The organism is Shewanella sp. T24-MNA-CIBAN-0130 (genome assembly GCF_040310185.1).
GTDB classification, from domain to species: domain Bacteria; phylum Pseudomonadota; class Gammaproteobacteria; order Enterobacterales; family Shewanellaceae; genus Shewanella; species Shewanella psychromarinicola.
The window spans coordinates 1-16,565 of sequence record NZ_JBEOPP010000081.1 but is presented as its reverse complement, the minus strand read 5'-3'; the positions used below and the strand labels follow the sequence as shown (position 1 = coordinate 16,565).

Below are 16,565 nucleotides of genomic sequence, written 5' to 3'. Positions count from 1 at the left end.
GGAGTAGGACTTGAACCTACGACCTTCGGGTTATGAGCCCGACGAGCTACCAACTGCTCCATCCCGCGTCCGATAAATACTGCTTCAATCTGCCATGTTAAACTTGCTAGTTAGCGCGTTTAACTGTCTGCTTCAAAGCGGGGCGAACTATAGCGATCCCCGTTTATATTTGCAAGTAAAATCTAGGGGTAGTCTTTTATTTGCTGGTAAAATAAGCGAGTCACTGCTTTATCGTACGATATTGAGAAATTAACCCTAAAATAAGCGAATTTTGCAGCCCATTTCGATAAGTCATTGGGGTTATGTGTTTGTGCAGGTATAATGTTGCACTGAATTTTGCGTAACCGATGACTGACTAATACATGTTTAATTTTTTTGCTGCAGCCCCAAAGGGGTTCGAATATAGCCTTGCTTCTGAACTTAAAGAGTTTGGCGCAACCGACGTTAAAGAAAGTGTTGCTGGAGTGTATTTTTGTGCTCCACTAGAACTGGCTTATCGAATTACATTATGGACTCGCCTAGCGAGTCGTATCGTATTAGTGATCTATAAAGGAGCTTGTGATTCTGCTGAGCAACTTTATAACGCAGCATACTGCATTGATTGGCCATCGCATTTTTCCCATAAAAAAACCTTCAGTATTGATTTTCATGGCACGGGTGGTTTTATTAATAACACTCAATTTGGTGCGCTGAAAATTAAAGATGCTGTTGTAGATCGCTTTCGCGATGATGGTACAGTGCGTCCGGATGTTGAACGTGTCAATCCAGATTTTAAAATTGATGCTCATTACCGTAATGGTCAACTAACTATTTCAATGAATTTCTCTGGCGCTTCATTACATCAACGCGGATACCGTTCAACAACAGGTGAGGCACCATTAAAAGAAAACCTTGCTGCCAATATGTTGGTACGTAGTGGCTGGCAAGCAAATCCAATTACTGTGCTTGACCCATTTTGTGGTAGCGGTACGATATTGATTGAAGCTGCATTAATGGCTGCAGACATTGCTCCTGGACTTAAACGTGAAAAATTTGGTTTCGAAAATTGGCAGAGCCACAATAAAGCCATGTGGCAGGTTATTTTTGACGAAGCTCAAGCGCGTGCAACCTTGGGTAAAACACGTTGTAAACTCAAATTTTACGGATCAGATATAGCACCGCACTTGATTTCTATTGCTCAACGTAATGCTGAAAATGCTGGCGTAGCTGAATTAATTGAATTTAGTGTTTCAGATGCGCTGGATGTGACGCCTCCCGTAAGTGAAGGCTTTTTAATTTCGAACCCACCCTACGGTGAGCGTTTGGGAAATGTCACTGAACTTTTACAACTCTATTACCAGTTAGGTGATAAGTTTAAGAAAGAGTTTGGTGGCTGGAAAATTGCCATGTTATGTAGCGACATAGAGCTGATTTCATCGCTTAAATTAAAAGCGGATAAGCAAATGAAAATGTTCAACGGTGCATTAGAATGTGCTTTTAACATTTATACCTTACACGCAAACAGTACTCGTCGAGATGTGCCTGTATTGCCAGAAGGTGCTGATATTACTGATATCGCCCCAGCATTTGCTAATCGTATTAAAAAGAATATTAAACAGTTTGAAAAATGGGCTAAAAAAGAGCGCATCGACAGTTACCGTTTATATGATGCAGATTTACCAGAGTATAACGTTGCGATTGATAAGTATGTCGATTATGTGGTTATTCAAGAGTATTCAGCTCCAGCAACCATTCCAGAAGCAGTGACTAAACGTCGTCTTAGTGACGTGCTATTAGCATTGCCAGGCGCATTAGGTATCCATCCCGATCGCATTACCTTAAAAACCCGCGAACGTCAGAAAGGCGCCAATCAGTATCAAAAGATTGACGAGCGTAAATTGGAAGTTATCACTCAAGAATATGGTGCTAAATTCAAGCTTAACTTAACCGGTTATTTAGATACTGGTTTGTTTCTTGATCATCGTGTTACACGCAAATTGGTCGGTGATAAAGCAAAGGGCAAAAATGTCCTTAACTTATTCGCTTATACTGGTTCTGCATCTGTACATGCTGCGATTGGCGGGGCTAAATCGGTCACTACAATCGACATGTCTAATACCTACATCAATTGGGCTAAAGAAAACTTCGCCTTAAATGGATTGTCCGGTAAGCAATATGACTTTATTCAAGCAGACTGCTTACAGTGGATTAAAGACAACAGTCAACAGAAGTTTGACCTTATTTTTATTGATCCTCCTACGTTTTCAAATTCAAAACGCATGGAAGACAGTTGGGATGTACAACGGGATCATGCAGAGATGTTAGGCGGATTAATTAAACTACTGTCTCCAAATGGCGAACTTGTTTTTTCAAATAACAAGCGTAAATTTAAAATGGATATCGAAACGTTGAACCAAGCGGGTATCGACGTGACTAATATCGACCATCTATGTTTACCGCTGGATTATAAACGTAATCCACATATCCATAATGTGTGGCTACTGACTCATGCAAAAAAATAGTGCAGTAGCTTATGTGCTTTATCACACAGAGGGTTGCCATCTGTGTGATATAGCCCAAGCACTGGTTGAGCAAACCGCAATACATTATCAGCACATCGATATTTGTGATAACGCATCACTTACAGAGCGTTATAACATGAGCATTCCTGTATTTGTACAGGGAGAGCGTGAGTTATTCTGGCCTTTCGATGCCGCACAATTACAAAAATTTTTAGGAGTTTAGATTGAGTCTGGTACGGATTAATAATGGCTCGTTAGCCTACGGTTACATTCCTTTGCTGCTAAATGCAGACTTTACCATTGAACCTGGTGAGCGCGTGTGTATCGTCGGTCGTAACGGCGCCGGTAAATCAAGTTTAATGAAAGTGCTATCAGGTGATGTATTACTTGATGATGGTGAGTTTAATATTACAAATGACGTTAATGTTAGTCGTTTACAACAAGACCCACCTAAAGCAGAAACCGGAACGGTTTACGCTTATATCGCGGCGGGTCTTAAAGAAATTGGTGAAGCGTTAGAAAAGTATCATCAATTATCTCATGATGTTGCAGAAGCTAATCCTGAGCAGATGGATCGTATGCTCAATCAAATGCAGCGTCTGCAAGAAGTGTTAGATCACAATGACGGTTGGCAATTAGATTCGCGTATTATTCAAAACTGTCAGTTATTAGGCTTAGATCCCGATCAGCCATTGAATGAGTTGTCTGGCGGTTGGCAGCGTAAAGTGGCATTAGCTCGCGCACTCGTTGTTAACCCTGATTTACTGCTGCTTGACGAACCTACTAACCATTTAGATATCGATACCATTGAGTGGTTAGAGCAATTCTTATTAAGCTTTAAAGGCGCAATCGTGTTTGTAAGCCATGACCGTGGCTTTATTCAACGAATGGCAACACGTATTGTCGATTTAGATCGTGGTGTGGTCATTTCGTTTCCAGGTAACTACCAAGCATATTTAGATGGTAAGCAAGAATGGTTACGGGTAGAAGCCGAGAAAAACGCTCATTTCGATAAAAAACTTGCTGATGAAGAAACCTGGATCCGTCAGGGTGTTAAGGCTCGTCGTACTCGAAATGAAGGTCGTGTTCGAGCGCTAAAAGCATTACGAACTGAACGTAGCGAGCGTTTAAATCGTCTAGGTAACGCCAAAATGGCCGTGTCTGACGCCGACCGTTCTGGAAAGTTAGTCTTTGATATTAAAGATCTTAACTATAATTTACCGGATAAAAATTTAGTTAAAAACTTCAGTACTACGGTAATGCGTGGCGATCGTATAGCATTAATTGGTCCAAACGGTTGTGGTAAATCGACATTAATCAAACTGTTGATTGAAAAGTTACAACCCCAGTCTGGCGAAATTAAAGTCGGCACTAAGTTAGACGTTGCCTATTTTGACCAGTATCGTGAAGCGCTTGATCCTGAGAAAACCGTAGAAGAAAACGTGGGTGAGGGTAAAAGTACCGTCACTATTAATGGCCAAGATCGTCATATTCTGAGTTATCTACAAGATTTCTTGTTTTCACCCATGCGTGCCCGTACGCCGGTCAAAGCACTTTCTGGTGGTGAAAAGAATCGTTTGTTATTGGCGAGATTATTATTACGTCCAGCAAATCTAATTATTCTAGATGAACCAACAAACGATCTTGATATTGAGACCCTAGAGTTGTTAGAGTCACTACTTGCTGATTTTGAAGGCACATTACTCATAGTCAGTCACGATAGAGCATTTATTGACAATACTGTCACCAGTAGCTGGTGGTTTGCAGGTAATGGTCAGTGGGCAGAATATGTTGGTGGTTATCAAGATGCGGTGGCTCAAGGCGCAAAATTTTATTCTGAGGAACCAGTTGCCAGTAATGTTGTCCAACCTGCAGCAGTGGTTGAAACAAAGTCTGTAAACATCCCTGAGAAAACAGCCAAAAAACTGTCTTATAAATTGCAACAAGAATTAGATACGCTTCCGGGCCAAATGGAACAGCTCGAGCAAGAAATTGCGCAAATGCAGTTAGCCGTAGGTGGTGCTGATTTTTATAATCAACCGCAGGATTCGGTTAATAAAGCACTGCAGTTGTTGGCAGAAAAAGAACAAAATTTAGACGTTTGCTTTGAGCGATGGGAAGAGCTTGAGTCACTGAAGTAAAGCATAATAAAACAGGAATAGTTACATGAAGTTAAAGTTTGATAAAGCCTTATCCCTTGTTGCGATAGGTGTATTAAGTGTCATTGGAACAGTTCAAGCTGCGCCAGTATATGAAATTGTTAATATTGAAGATTTCGACCTAAATGGCACCATTGACGGTACACGTAATGGCTATGCCATGGCGGTGAACAGTGAAGATGAAGTTGTCGGTATTTCAAAAGGTAAAAAGAAACTTAGCACCGAAGACATTGAAGGCGGCATCATTGATGTTGAAGATGGTATTTCTGATGCGGAAGAAATTACCTATTCAGTATTAACACCAATAGAGGCAAATAACTTCACCGTCACTACCAGTGCAAATGCCGCTGAAGGCGCTTGGAAACCTTCATTTTATAGCCTAGCTGGTACTACTAATCCTACTGACGAAGACAGTGATGGTGAACTAGTTGTTAATTCAATTGATAGCTTCTTCTATGGCCTTAACAGTAATGGCACCAAAGTAGGTGCTTATACTGGCGTAGAAAAAACCTTAGCTTATGAAGGTACCAGTACCACCCAAGAGCTTTGGTATTATCGTGATTTTGAACTGCGTGCTATCGCAGTGAAAGATGACGTCGAATATTCATTGCTTCCTCCTTACACTACCTATGAACGTCTACAAGACGGTGATACTAGCGCTGCGACCGTTGAGTTAGGCGGTTCATCAGTAGCAGCGGACGTAAACGATAATAACCTTGTTGTCGGTTATGGTAGTACCGCATTAGTGTCATCAAGTGTTGACCGTGTAGATAGCTGTATTGCAAGCGCAGAAGACACCGATGCAGATAATCCTACGCCACTCGCTGTTTGTATTCAAGATTCTCAGTATCCAGACACTAACAGCCGTCGTTACATTCTTTATCAAACACGCGCTTTAGTGTGGGATTTAAACAACCTAGACGATACCGGTGTACCTGAGCGAACTCAATTACCGTTAGGACTTACTCCAGACGATGATTCAACGCTAATTTATACTGCCCAAGCATTAGGTGTTAACGGCAATGATGATTTGGCCGGACGCTCACATGTTTATCGTAATGGCGACACCGATAAATTATATTTTGATGCTGCTTACTGGAAAAAGAATGCCAACGGTGAATATCAATATAATTGGGTAGATATGGATGACGACGTCACTAGCTCTATCGCATATGATATTAACAATGATGGTATGTTAGTGGGCAGTTATCGCAAATATATTGGTGGTTATTTACGTGATAAATTCTTCACGTTAGATACTAATAATCCAGAACAAGGAATTGTTACGCCGAATGACTTCCAAACCACATTGTCGGATTTAAGTAGCAAACCTAAAGATATCAATAATAAAGGCCAAGTTGTCGGTTATATTGAATCAACTTACGACAAAGAAAAGCCTCGTCCAAAAGTGGGGTTCTTATTTGACAATAACACCAGTGAGTTTGTTAATTTAAATGATCGCCTTACCTGCGGTTCTAAAGGCTACGAACAGAATACCGATGGAGAGTGGGCTCGTCATCAAGTGAGTATTCAAGACGGCACCGGTGAAATTTTAAACTACAACACCGACATTCAAGTTGTTGAAGCTAATAATATTAATGAAGACGGCACTATCGTCGGTACGGCGTTTATTCGTAAACCACAATATCAAACAGATGCCATTACTGGTAATGTGCTTGTCGGTGAAAATAACCTACCGTTATTTGAACTAGACGGTAACGGCGACCCAGTGACAGCGTATTTGCCGCGAATGGTGATTTTGAAGCCAACTTCTGGTGAAGCGTGTAACACATCGGATGCCGTTGAAGAAGAGGCTTATGTACGCAAAGGTGCGGCCAGTTTTGCTTGGTTATTCACCTTGCCATTATTATGGTTACGTCGCCGAGTGAAAAAATAGGCTTACGGTAATCACAGTCATTTAGCACCTCAAACATGGGGTAGTCTAGAAACACAGAAAATCGAGGATAAATTCCTCGATTTTTTTTAACTTAATTCTCAATACTTTAATAAAAAAGCATTAAAATGAGGTTATTTTTAATTGATTTTGGTCAAAAACGTTCTATTCCTATGTTTAAGGCTTCAGCTTCATCATGTCAAACAGAAGCCTGTCACTGAAGAGGACGTATGCATGAAAAGACAGAAAAGAGATCGTTTAGACAGAGCATTTTCAAAAGGATTTCAAGCCGGAGTAGGAGGGCGTTCTAAGGAGGTTTGTCCCCATTCGAATCTGGATTCACGGTCTCAATGGTTAGGCGGATGGCGTGAAGGTATTGATGGCCGTCTTAATGGCCTATTTAATAAGTAACACTTAACTTAACAAGCAACACTTAACAAAATGCCCTCACGACGAATGTCGGAGGGCATTGAATAACGTAAATTAACGCTGTCACCACATAAGCGAGTGTATTTAGAATGTTGATGTGTCGCTGAAAATACCCACTTTCAAATCAGTTGCTGAATATATTTGACGGCCATCGACTTCCATCGTGGCATCTGCAATACCCATCACCAGTTTGCGGTGAATCTTACGTTTAATATTAAGCTTGTAAGTGACTTTCTTTGCATCGGGCAAAACTTGTCCGGTAAATTTCACATCACCGACACCTAATGCACGACCTTTCCCTTCAGCGCCTTCCCAGCCTAGGAAGAAACCGACAAGTTGCCACATCGCATCTAGGCCTAAACAACCAGGCATTACTGGGTCAGTGATAAAGTGACAATCAAAAAACCAAAGATCTGGGGTGATATCGAGTTCGGCAACAATTTCACCTTTACCATATACACCGCCATCTTGATTAATGGTAATGATACGATCAATCATCAACATATTGTCGACAGGTAAACGTGGTCTATTTGGCCCTAAAAGATTGCCATGACCACATGCGACAAGTTGCTCTTTAGTGAAACTATTAGCTTTTTCCATTTAAATCGGTACCACTTAATTGATTGATAATCCCAATAAGATAGCGAACACGTGTAAGCTAAACAACTCCGATCACTAAATAATCCGTAATCGAGCTAACAATTTAGCAAAAAAGTTCAATTCCACGTCGTCATCATCTTGTCCTGCTAATTTATCTAAACGCTGTTGTACTAATCCGTACAGCGTATTTTCAGCAAAGTCGTTCTCTTCATTGGCGACTCCAGCAGGCATTTGCATCAGTAGTTCAACCGCTTGATCCATATGCTCAATAGCATGGATATGAAATAATCCTGTATCAATGGCTTCAATTACAACAGGTTCGAGATTAAGCTGTAATACATTGGCTTTAGGCATAATAACACCTTGTTCTCCTGTTAAGCCCCGACGTTGACATAAATTAAAGAAACCTTCAATTTTTTCATTCACACCACCAATAGCTTGTACATTGCCAAACTGATCTAATGCGCCCGTTACCGCTAAACTTTGGATAATGGGCTGTTCTGCTATGGCAGACATTAAACAGCAATACTCAGCGAGTGAAGCGCTATCACCGTCGATTTCTTGATAAGACTGCTCAAACACAATATTAGCATTGAGATGTAGAGGCGCATCACGGCCAAAAATACGGTACAAGCAAGCCGAGAGGATCATCATGCCTTTTGCATGAATATTGCCACCCAGCTCTGATTTACGTTCAATATCTGCTACTTCACCGTCACCGTAATGAACAGACGAGGTAATTCTTGCTGGTTCACCGTAGGTATAATCGCCTGTATCTATAACAGTCAGGGCATTAATTTGGCCTACCATAGCGCCTTTAGTGGGCAGATTTATAAAATTGTCATCAAAACTTTGAGCCGAATATACTTCAGAGCTATTGTGACGGAACTTTAATTTTTCGAGTGCTTTCGCTATCGCAGAAGCATTTAATACAGATTGACCAGAATAAGCTTTTGCTTGTCCTAATAGCTGCCTAAACTCCAACATACTTAAGCTCAAACGTTGCTGATGTTCAACCAAACGAGAGCTATACCAAAATAACGGTAATAAACTTGATAGCTCTAACTCAACCGATTCAGCATGGGCAAGAACGTTCAGCCACTGCACATATGAAGATTCAGGATGCTGTGTCAAATCGACTTCATTACTCATTTCAGCCAGTAACGGGAAGTGACGATTAAAGTTGCGATCTTCAACACGAAGCTGACTATACGATAACCCAGAGCCCACAAGCACAATTTTACAATTAAGTGGGATCGGGGTTAACTCATTATTGATACGATAAAAACCATCGTGGATAATTTGCATCAACAAATCCCACAAGCTTTCACGCTGCCATAATGACGTTAAGCAAATAAACACAAAATGATTTGTCGCCAATGCACCAGGTTTATACACGCTGGATTTATCCGTTTTCATCATTTTCCCGAGCAGATCTGCCCGGCGAATCGTTCCTTGTAAATAACAACAAAGCGACTCTTGTTTGGCAATAATCCCCACATGTTCAGGGGGGAGTGTTTGCTGCCATTTAAACTGAATATCTCCATCTTCTTGCGACTTTTTAGTGGCAACAAGGTAATGGTTTGAAGGCGTATTCGCTTGGGTAACCAACGCATCGATAAATAGTGGTCTATCGACACCCAAAAAATCAGCAAGAAATAAATGTTGCGAATCAATTTTGCTCATTAGTTTGAAGGTATCAACAACGCGTTCTTGGCCAAGTAATATATGACTTGGGAAAAAAGCTGAAGTCGATGGATCAGGTAAATGATATTGAGGAGCGAGTTTGGCACTAGGCAATAGCGTTGAATTCATATAGTGGTAATTTAGCTGCGACAACGAAAAATAATACAATGATATTAGCATAAAGCGCCGTAAAGCCTTAGCAGATTCCACCCTTAGAGGTCATCTCATGGTTATTGAGGTGATTTCAGCCCACAAAAGCCATCCAACGGACCTCGGGGTTATTAAATAATGCTTCAATGACGACAAAAATATGAACATGCTGATTAAATGCTATGCATTCAGATGTTTTTTTTAACTTTATGGTTTACAACCAAACGCGTTACTTATATTATTCAGCCCGTTCGGAGGGATGGCAGAGTGGTCGAATGCACCGGTCTTGAAAACCGGCAACGGTTTATCCCGTTCTAGGGTTCAAATCCCTATCCCTCCGCCACATTCTAAAGTGAAAAAGCCATTGATAATCAATGGCTTTTTTGCTTTCTAGCATTTGAAAAATCATATTCTCAGACCCAAAACGGATGACTGAGACATATGTACCTATTCAGAGCCACAAATTGTACCTATTACACCCGCATGGTGTTGCCTGCTTATTTGCGTGATAAAGGCTTCGCTGCCGACATCAAAGTATCTTTGCTCACTAAACAGCGCTCAATCGCTATTGGCCGTAACCTTGTGGTTGCGGGTATCTACGACCATTAATCAGTAGCTTAACGCCACAATCACAGCCAGATGCATTTAAAGCACACGTTAATCAATTGATTAATGATGCCCGTGTAGGCTTTGTTGGGGTAACAGAAACGCTTGATGAAAACGCCAAGCCAGTGCGGGAAATCATCCAGTTTATTCCTACTCGGCCAACGCAATTAGCCCATAATAGTGCGACATATGACAATTACCCCTCATCAACAAACTTGGCTTTTTTAAATAGTTCGGGTAGTAAAAAGCAAACAAATTCAGTAGATAACGTCACATTAACGGATGCACTAATTAAGTTTATTGCGTCTAAAAAAAAGCAGTCTGTCTCAGTGTTAACGGTAAAGCAGCTAAATCAACGTATAGGCCACTTTATTGAGCGAACCCACTTAGATGATGTATTCGACATTACCAGCGCTGAGGCGATGGAATACAAGGATTGCTTGCTCGAAGAAGGGCGAAGCCATAAGAGTAACAAAGACTACCTAGCGGCGGTGTCGCAGTTCTTTAAGTGGTGCAAACTGATGCGCTACACCAGCGCTAACCCGTTTGATGAAGTGAAACTGTCAAAGCCAAGTAATCAAGCTGGGCATGATTTAGCGCGTCAGCGCTGGCAACCAGAGCAACTAAAACACGTACTGCAATCACAAGACTTTATCGATAAACAAGCCGACTTTAAATGGATAACGCTATTGATGCTCTATCACGGTTTACGGCCTTCAGAAGCCTGTCAGCTACACAGTAATGATATAAGCGTAATCGATGGCATCAACGTCATTCACGTCACCAATGAGGGCATGAGCCAACAACTCAAGACCACACAGTCAAAACGAACCGTTCCGCTACATCAAAAACTCATTGAGCTCGGTTTTATTGATTTCGTTCACACCATTATTGACCGAACATCAAAAACCAGTCAGTTTAAAAATAGTCATCTAACAAGCAGCCCATTATTTCATTATCAACCCAGCAGCGATGGCGTTTGGTCACACAAGTTCTGTCGTGAGTTTGGCAAATTACTCGACCAACTAGACTTTATCGCAGGTAAACGACCTACAGCATACTCATTCCGTCACACCTTTATTGATGAGCTTAAACAACTGCAAATAGAAGAATCGATGGTGGCACAGCTTGTTGGACACGTTTATCACAACATCACCTATGGACGATACGGTAAGCAATATGATGTGAAAACACTCAAACCAGTGGTGGATAAAGTCGAATACGTGCTGAATTTGTTACAACCCATATAAAGCGTTTGATTGAAAAGGGGTCAAGAGGAACACTTGCCGATGCGGTATTAGGCACGACATACCGCTTAGTCCGTCACTAGCTGTATCGTTTTATACTTTTTACGCCAATTTTCGCCCGTAGGATTGAAGAAACTGATTTGTATGAACGATTTTTTGATTTAATTGGTCACCGTAGGATGGAACAAATGACAGCAGTCAGTCAATCCTGAGTGACTTTACACACAAAATTTGCTCTCACAGTGTTAACAATCGGCTGAGAAATCGAATTTTCACCTTTTCGCGTTAATTTCACGTAACTTTTCACGTAAAGAATGCAATTTAAACCGCTTCGCACTCAGTGAGTGCGAAGCCAAAGCAGCCCACAATTATGTGGGACTAGTACGTAACCCGGTACGCTCCTATCCCACTTTTGTTCCAAAAGGTCGGATAGGAGCTACGGGCAAGGGAGGCTGGGTATCTCAAAAAACACATAAATCGAGCTGGAAATGAATGTTTTTGTCATATAAGGAAAGTAAAGTTAATCAATGTAGAATTTTTTTAGCTTTTTGACTGTAAAATGCTACGATGTCAAGTATTATAAGGATAGCGTAAATCAATTTGTAAATGTGCAGTATACAAATTTGAATGTGTCCTAAACGGTGTTTTAAACAATTTTTTAAGAGAGAAAAATGGAAAATATACTTCAATTTCAAACAGCTTTAGGCTCTTTGGTTGATATTGTTCCAGAGCCGAAGAAAGTAAAAAGAAAAACTCATAGCATTAAATTATCTTATGATTTGAACAATAGTAATGTTTCTTCTGCTTGGGCAGATAGCATTTATGAAATATCAAAGTCATTTGATCGTCTTGTTGATGATGAAGCTCGTCAAGCTAAAAAAAATGTTTTCAAAAGTTACTTTAAGTCATATGAACATACTATAGATCTTGGAGATAAAATCTCTCTGAATGAACTTATTGATGCTATTAATGAATTTGATGCACATTCTAATCAATTACGTTTAAAAAACTCAAGGAAGGTCGAGACAAAAAAATGAGTGAAAATGGAGCAGGAAATACTGAAAAAAATAACGTTCAAGAGAACGATGAACCTGAATCAATAGAGGGTGTTCTCGAAAGGGTATCAGTAAATGATCCAGAAGCTGGAAGAGTTTTGAGCCAGTATATAGAAGTACATACTTCACATCGTGGACCTATGCCTTCACCCGATGACCTTCAAAAGTATTCGGTTATACTTCCTGAACTCCCAGATCGCATGATGTCGATGGCTGAAAATAGCCAAACTGAAAAAATAAAACAACACTCGAAAATTTTAGAGCTTAAAAGTAAAGAGATAGAAGTTCAAAAATTGGAAGTCGAACAATCTGATGCTGCTCACAAAAGAGAAATATTTACTCAACAGCTTTCACTTATATTGGCTTTTATTGTAGTTTTAATTTGTATAGTAGGGGCGTTTTATCTGGCTTTAAATGATAAAACCGCTGTAGCCTTGGTTATTGGTGGCACAACAGTTGTAGGCATTGTTGTCGCTTTCTTAAAGAATAAAAACTCAACCAAGAGTCCTGATTAAATGTTATTTAGTGTTGGTCAATTTTTTATTTATACTTAAGATTCGGTTTTATTATTTAAAGTAGAATAATCATAAATTATACGATAAATATTTAAATGTCACATATCGACTACGAATGTTCACAATTTGAGATGTGATTTTTCTATTAGTTGTTGATTATAATGAATTTTAGTTTTATTTTGTGGCTGGTTTCTTGGGTTCAAATCCCTATCCCTCCGCCACATTAAATGAAAGAGCCTGCTTATCAAAGCGGGCTTTTTTGTGTCTGTAATAGTTTTGAACCTAGGGTTCCTATTTTTCAGATCGCTATCCATCCGCCACATTCAACAAAAAGGCCTTATCGAAAGATAAGGCCTTTTGTTTGGGCGAAAGATAGGACTTTGAACCCAAGGGCTCCTCTTTGTTACAAGCAAGCTATCCCTCCTCAAGATTCAAGTGATGATTGAGTTTTATTGTGGTAAATCTTTGAGGCAAAGCTAACTCACTTTTACCTCAAAAGACTTATCCAGGTATTAACTGGCATTAGGCAGGATGTTCTTGCTTAGTAATAAGCCTGCACTAGGCCAATAACGCAGGCTTACAAAATGAAGGTGGCGACTTTCTTGCTCAAATCTGTTGCACGGTCTTTGAGCATTTTAGCTTGGTTTAGATGGGTCATAGCCGATGAGGTGATCTGATCGGTGACATCTTTTATCGCGACTGTATTCTTCGTTATTTCGCTCGTCACCTGTGTTTGCTCTTCTGCTGCGATGGCAATTTGTCCCGCCATGTCAGAAATCACATTCACCGCTTGGGTGATCTCTTCGATAGCTTGTGCTGCAGCGTTAACATCATCAACACTGTTACTCGCCAATCCCTTGCTACTATCCATCAAGTTAACTGCTTGTTTCGTGGTATTTTGCAAGGTTTCGATAGTGGTATAAATCTCTGCGGTAGAGTCTTGAGTTCGGTGTGATAACACTCGCACTTCATCTGCAACCACGGCAAAACCTCGACCTTGCTCACCAGCACGTGCAGCTTCAATGGCCGCATTTAATGCCAATAAGTTAGTTTGCTCTGCAATCCCCTGAATCGTAGTTAAAATGCCAGAAATTGCTTGTGCATGAACGCTTAATTCACCCATCACTGTCGTGTTTTCATCAACTTCCAATGCTAATGAATTAATGGTGGTGCGGGTTTTATCGACCAAAGCTTTACCTTGAGTACTGCTTTGGGCTGATTGCTGCGCCGCCGCGGCAGTACTTTCAGCATTAGTAGCAATTTCCTGAGTTGCGCTCGACATTTCGGTAACTGCAGTGGCAACCATTGCCACTTCTTGTTGTTGGCGTTGTAGTTCATCGACACTAGATTGGTTTGTGAGCAGACTCTGCTCTGCATCTAAATTCAGTTCGGTCGCCAGTTGACGAATATGGCTGATCAGTTGATGTTGACTGCTCACAAAGCGGTTAAAGCTGTCTGCTAGCACGCCGACTTCATCTTGACTGTCGACTGTGATGCGTTGGGTTAAATCACCATTGCCGTCAGCGATGCGTGATAAGGCTTGAGACACTCGGCTTAATGGCCCAAGTAACAGGCTTAATAACCATGAAATCGCTAGCACACTGATAATTAATACTAATATAGCCAGCCCTAATTGGGTTAACATTAAACTGGTCAGTGGTGCTTCTAGAGTTAGTTTGTCGAGTACAAAAACGAGTTGCCAATCGGTGTTAGGGATCTCAACACCCCATAGCAGTTTATCTCGGCCTTCAGAGTCAAAATAAGCTGAAGCAAATTGACCTGACTGGCGGCTCGATTGGATTAATTGACTGTTTAGCTGAGCGTCAATATCGGTAACTTTGCCCATCAATTTACTTGAATCTTTATAGGCAATTACGGTACCGTCTTTATGCATCATGATGGCATAGCCGTTGGCTGGCAGCGACATTTCGTTGACGCTATCCACTAAACTGGCAATCGATAAATCACCACCGACAACGCCATTGCGGGTCGGTTGAGCCATAGTGACGATCGGTACTTTAATGGCCACACCCATGTAAGGCTTGGTCATAATTGGCCCGCCTGCTTGTTGCGTTTGACGGTACCAAGGACGGGATCTAGGATCGTAGCCGGTACGATCAATGCTCGGATCTGCGTCGACCATGACGCCATTGCTGTTACCGAAATAGGCCAGCTGAAAATCGCCGGAGATTTGTGCTTGCTGCAAGGCATTGAGCGCATCACCTTCGACCTTAGTGGCGACAGAAGAGATGACTCGTTGGCGATCAGCCAACCATTCTCCAATTCGCATCGCTTGTTGTTTACCAGATTGGTTTACCTGATCAACACTACTTTGCAGTAACAAGGTTTTTTGGGTGGAATAGCTGTGCCACGATAGCAGTCCAATGACAACCGCAAGGGCGAGGACAACCGATAACAATATCTTTTTCTTTAGTGAATATGACTTCATATTGAGTGCTAATACTGTTGTTGAATTAAATTGAAAAACGGAAATAAATACAGCCATTTGGTAGCTGAATTTAGAATGTGAATGGAGATGGAGAACCATCTGAATCGTGTAATTATTTTCGCATACATAATAAAAAAACGAAATAAAAGTCAATGATTTACAGTGTAACCTTGATCTGTGTAGCGATTAATCAATATGATTGACTAATTAAGAATATTTATTTGTAGTTGAAATATCAGCCAATGTAAAACCCCGCAACTATATAAATCTCACTTGTAATATCCTTGTTTGAAATCGTTACATCTAGTACCGTTTCAATTTAGTTTTGATCGATTGAGTTACCATTCCAGTGGTAGCTCATCGGTTTTTATTAACACTTTCAAAGAACGACTTTCTCTCGGGGTTCTGCTGATCAATTCGTCTGTTTCTAACTTCAAAATTGTCTGATGAACCGTAGGAGCTGAAACACCAAAGTACTTCTGGATATCAGCCTGAGCTGGCGGATAACCGTTCACTTTGCTGTAATAATAAATAAAAGCGAGGTATTGGCCTTGCTTCACGCTAAATGCGGGGTTAATGTTTTTCTCTGTGGGGATCGACATTCTCAAGGCTTTGTGATCAATTATCGTCTTTGATGGTTGAGAGTATCATGCCATGAATATCACTTACCTTGTAGAGTTGACCCAAGAAGAACTGCACTCCTTAAAGATTTTACTAAGCAAAGGCATACACAATGCTCGCTTGTTAAAACGAGCCAACATTCTGTTGCTTGCAAACGAACATAAACACAGTAATAAAGACATCGTTGAGTTACTCAATACCAGTACCTCAACGATTTACCGAACAAAAAAACGGTTCGTTGAAGACGGACTGGAAGCTGCACTCGCCGAAGGGAAACGAACAGGGCAACCCAAATTACTCTCAGCCAATGAAGATGCTAAATTGATCAGCATTGCTTGTAGCGAGCCACCAGATGACCGCGTTCGCTGGACATTAGCGCTCATCGCAGACAAATTAATTACGCTGACAGAACTTGAAAGCGTATCGCTGGAAACGGTCCGTCAACGACTGAAACACAATGAATTACATGCCTATGCATCTGAGTCAGTTTTGGCCTATTCTTATAGTATAAATCAAGACTAGAAGTGAGATTTGCTATGAAAATGCCTGAAACGAGTTTTTTTGAATGGCAACGTCAATTCAGCTCTGAAACTGATTGCTTAAATCACATTAAGAAAATGAGATGGCCTAATGGTTTTGTTTGCCCTAGATGC

Annotated in this window: 15 protein-coding genes and 1 tRNA gene; 12 read left to right on the top strand and 4 right to left on the bottom strand. The window is 40.8% G+C overall.

Features of this window, described 5'->3' with window-relative positions; genetic code table 11:
* The first annotated feature begins 362 nt into the window (after positions 1-362).
* From rlmKL to rmf, 5 genes are all read left to right on the top strand, one after another.
* Entirely contained in the window at positions 363-2,501 is a 2,139-nt protein-coding gene (gene rlmKL / locus AAEZ02_RS20335) for a bifunctional 23S rRNA (guanine(2069)-N(7))-methyltransferase RlmK/23S rRNA (guanine(2445)-N(2))-methyltransferase RlmL (protein ID WP_124013614.1), read from the top strand.
* The gene (locus AAEZ02_RS20330; protein ID WP_124013613.1) at positions 2,488-2,724 is read left to right on the top strand and encodes a glutaredoxin family protein; all 237 of its coding nucleotides are present in this window, start codon (positions 2,488-2,490) and stop codon (positions 2,722-2,724) included. The genes rlmKL and AAEZ02_RS20330 overlap by 14 nt, the downstream gene beginning before the upstream one ends.
* A 1-nt stretch (position 2,725) precedes the next feature.
* Entirely contained in the window at positions 2,726-4,642 is a 1,917-nt protein-coding gene (locus AAEZ02_RS20325) for an ABC transporter ATP-binding protein (RefSeq protein WP_124013612.1), read from the top strand.
* A gap of 25 nt (positions 4,643-4,667) precedes the next feature.
* Positions 4,668-6,557, top strand: a complete 1,890-nt coding sequence (locus AAEZ02_RS20320) for a DUF3466 family protein (RefSeq protein WP_124013611.1) — start codon at positions 4,668-4,670, stop codon at positions 6,555-6,557.
* A gap of 231 nt (positions 6,558-6,788) precedes the next feature.
* A complete protein-coding gene (gene rmf / locus AAEZ02_RS20315; protein WP_011638106.1) occupies positions 6,789-6,965 on the top strand; it encodes a ribosome modulation factor in 177 nt (58 codons plus the stop codon).
* Positions 6,966-7,067: 102 nt separating this feature from the next.
* Here the strand turns inward: rmf and fabA are convergent, their stop codons facing one another.
* Positions 7,068-7,583 (bottom strand): bifunctional 3-hydroxydecanoyl-ACP dehydratase/trans-2-decenoyl-ACP isomerase, encoded by a 516-nt coding sequence (gene fabA / locus AAEZ02_RS20310; RefSeq protein WP_101030261.1) that lies wholly within the window; start codon positions 7,581-7,583, stop codon positions 7,068-7,070.
* Between the two features lie 75 nt (positions 7,584-7,658).
* Positions 7,659-9,398 carry an AAA family ATPase gene (locus tag AAEZ02_RS20305; RefSeq protein WP_124013656.1) on the bottom strand — a complete coding sequence of 580 codons (1,740 nt, stop codon included), beginning with the start codon at positions 9,396-9,398 and terminating at the stop codon, positions 7,659-7,661.
* A 274-nt stretch (positions 9,399-9,672) separates the two neighbouring features.
* Here AAEZ02_RS20305 and AAEZ02_RS20300 point away from each other — a divergent pair.
* From AAEZ02_RS20300 to AAEZ02_RS20280, 5 genes are all read left to right on the top strand, one after another.
* Positions 9,673-9,762: transfer RNA gene (locus AAEZ02_RS20300), tRNA-Ser, on the top strand.
* A 98-nt stretch (positions 9,763-9,860) separates the two neighbouring features.
* Positions 9,861-10,028, top strand: coding sequence for a hypothetical protein (locus AAEZ02_RS20295; RefSeq protein ID WP_164839462.1), 168 nt, complete (start codon positions 9,861-9,863; stop codon positions 10,026-10,028).
* A gap of 56 nt (positions 10,029-10,084) precedes the next feature.
* On the top strand, positions 10,085-11,275 hold the full coding sequence (locus tag AAEZ02_RS20290) for a site-specific integrase (RefSeq protein WP_124013609.1): 1,191 nt from the start codon (positions 10,085-10,087) through the stop codon (positions 11,273-11,275).
* A 668-nt stretch (positions 11,276-11,943) separates the two neighbouring features.
* The gene (locus AAEZ02_RS20285) at positions 11,944-12,309 is read left to right on the top strand and encodes a hypothetical protein (RefSeq protein WP_124013608.1); all 366 of its coding nucleotides are present in this window, start codon (positions 11,944-11,946) and stop codon (positions 12,307-12,309) included.
* Positions 12,306-12,842: a DUF2335 domain-containing protein gene (locus AAEZ02_RS20280; protein ID WP_124013607.1), complete on the top strand. Its 537-nt coding sequence runs from the start codon at positions 12,306-12,308 to the stop codon at positions 12,840-12,842. Before AAEZ02_RS20285 ends, AAEZ02_RS20280 begins: the two co-directional genes overlap by 4 nt.
* A gap of 577 nt (positions 12,843-13,419) precedes the next feature.
* Here AAEZ02_RS20280 and AAEZ02_RS20275 read toward each other — a convergent pair.
* A complete protein-coding gene (locus AAEZ02_RS20275) occupies positions 13,420-15,291 on the bottom strand; it encodes a methyl-accepting chemotaxis protein (protein WP_124013606.1) in 1,872 nt (623 codons plus the stop codon).
* Between the two features lie 338 nt (positions 15,292-15,629).
* Positions 15,630-15,893: a LexA family protein gene (locus AAEZ02_RS20270; RefSeq protein ID WP_233768497.1), complete on the bottom strand. Its 264-nt coding sequence runs from the start codon at positions 15,891-15,893 to the stop codon at positions 15,630-15,632.
* A 52-nt stretch (positions 15,894-15,945) separates the two neighbouring features.
* Here AAEZ02_RS20270 and AAEZ02_RS20265 point away from each other — a divergent pair, with 52 nt between their 5' ends.
* Positions 15,946-16,434, top strand: coding sequence for a helix-turn-helix domain-containing protein (locus AAEZ02_RS20265; protein WP_124013605.1), 489 nt, complete (start codon positions 15,946-15,948; stop codon positions 16,432-16,434).
* Between the two features lie 14 nt (positions 16,435-16,448).
* On the top strand, positions 16,449-16,565 hold a 117-nt coding region (locus AAEZ02_RS20260), incomplete at its 3' end, for a transposase (protein WP_351124770.1).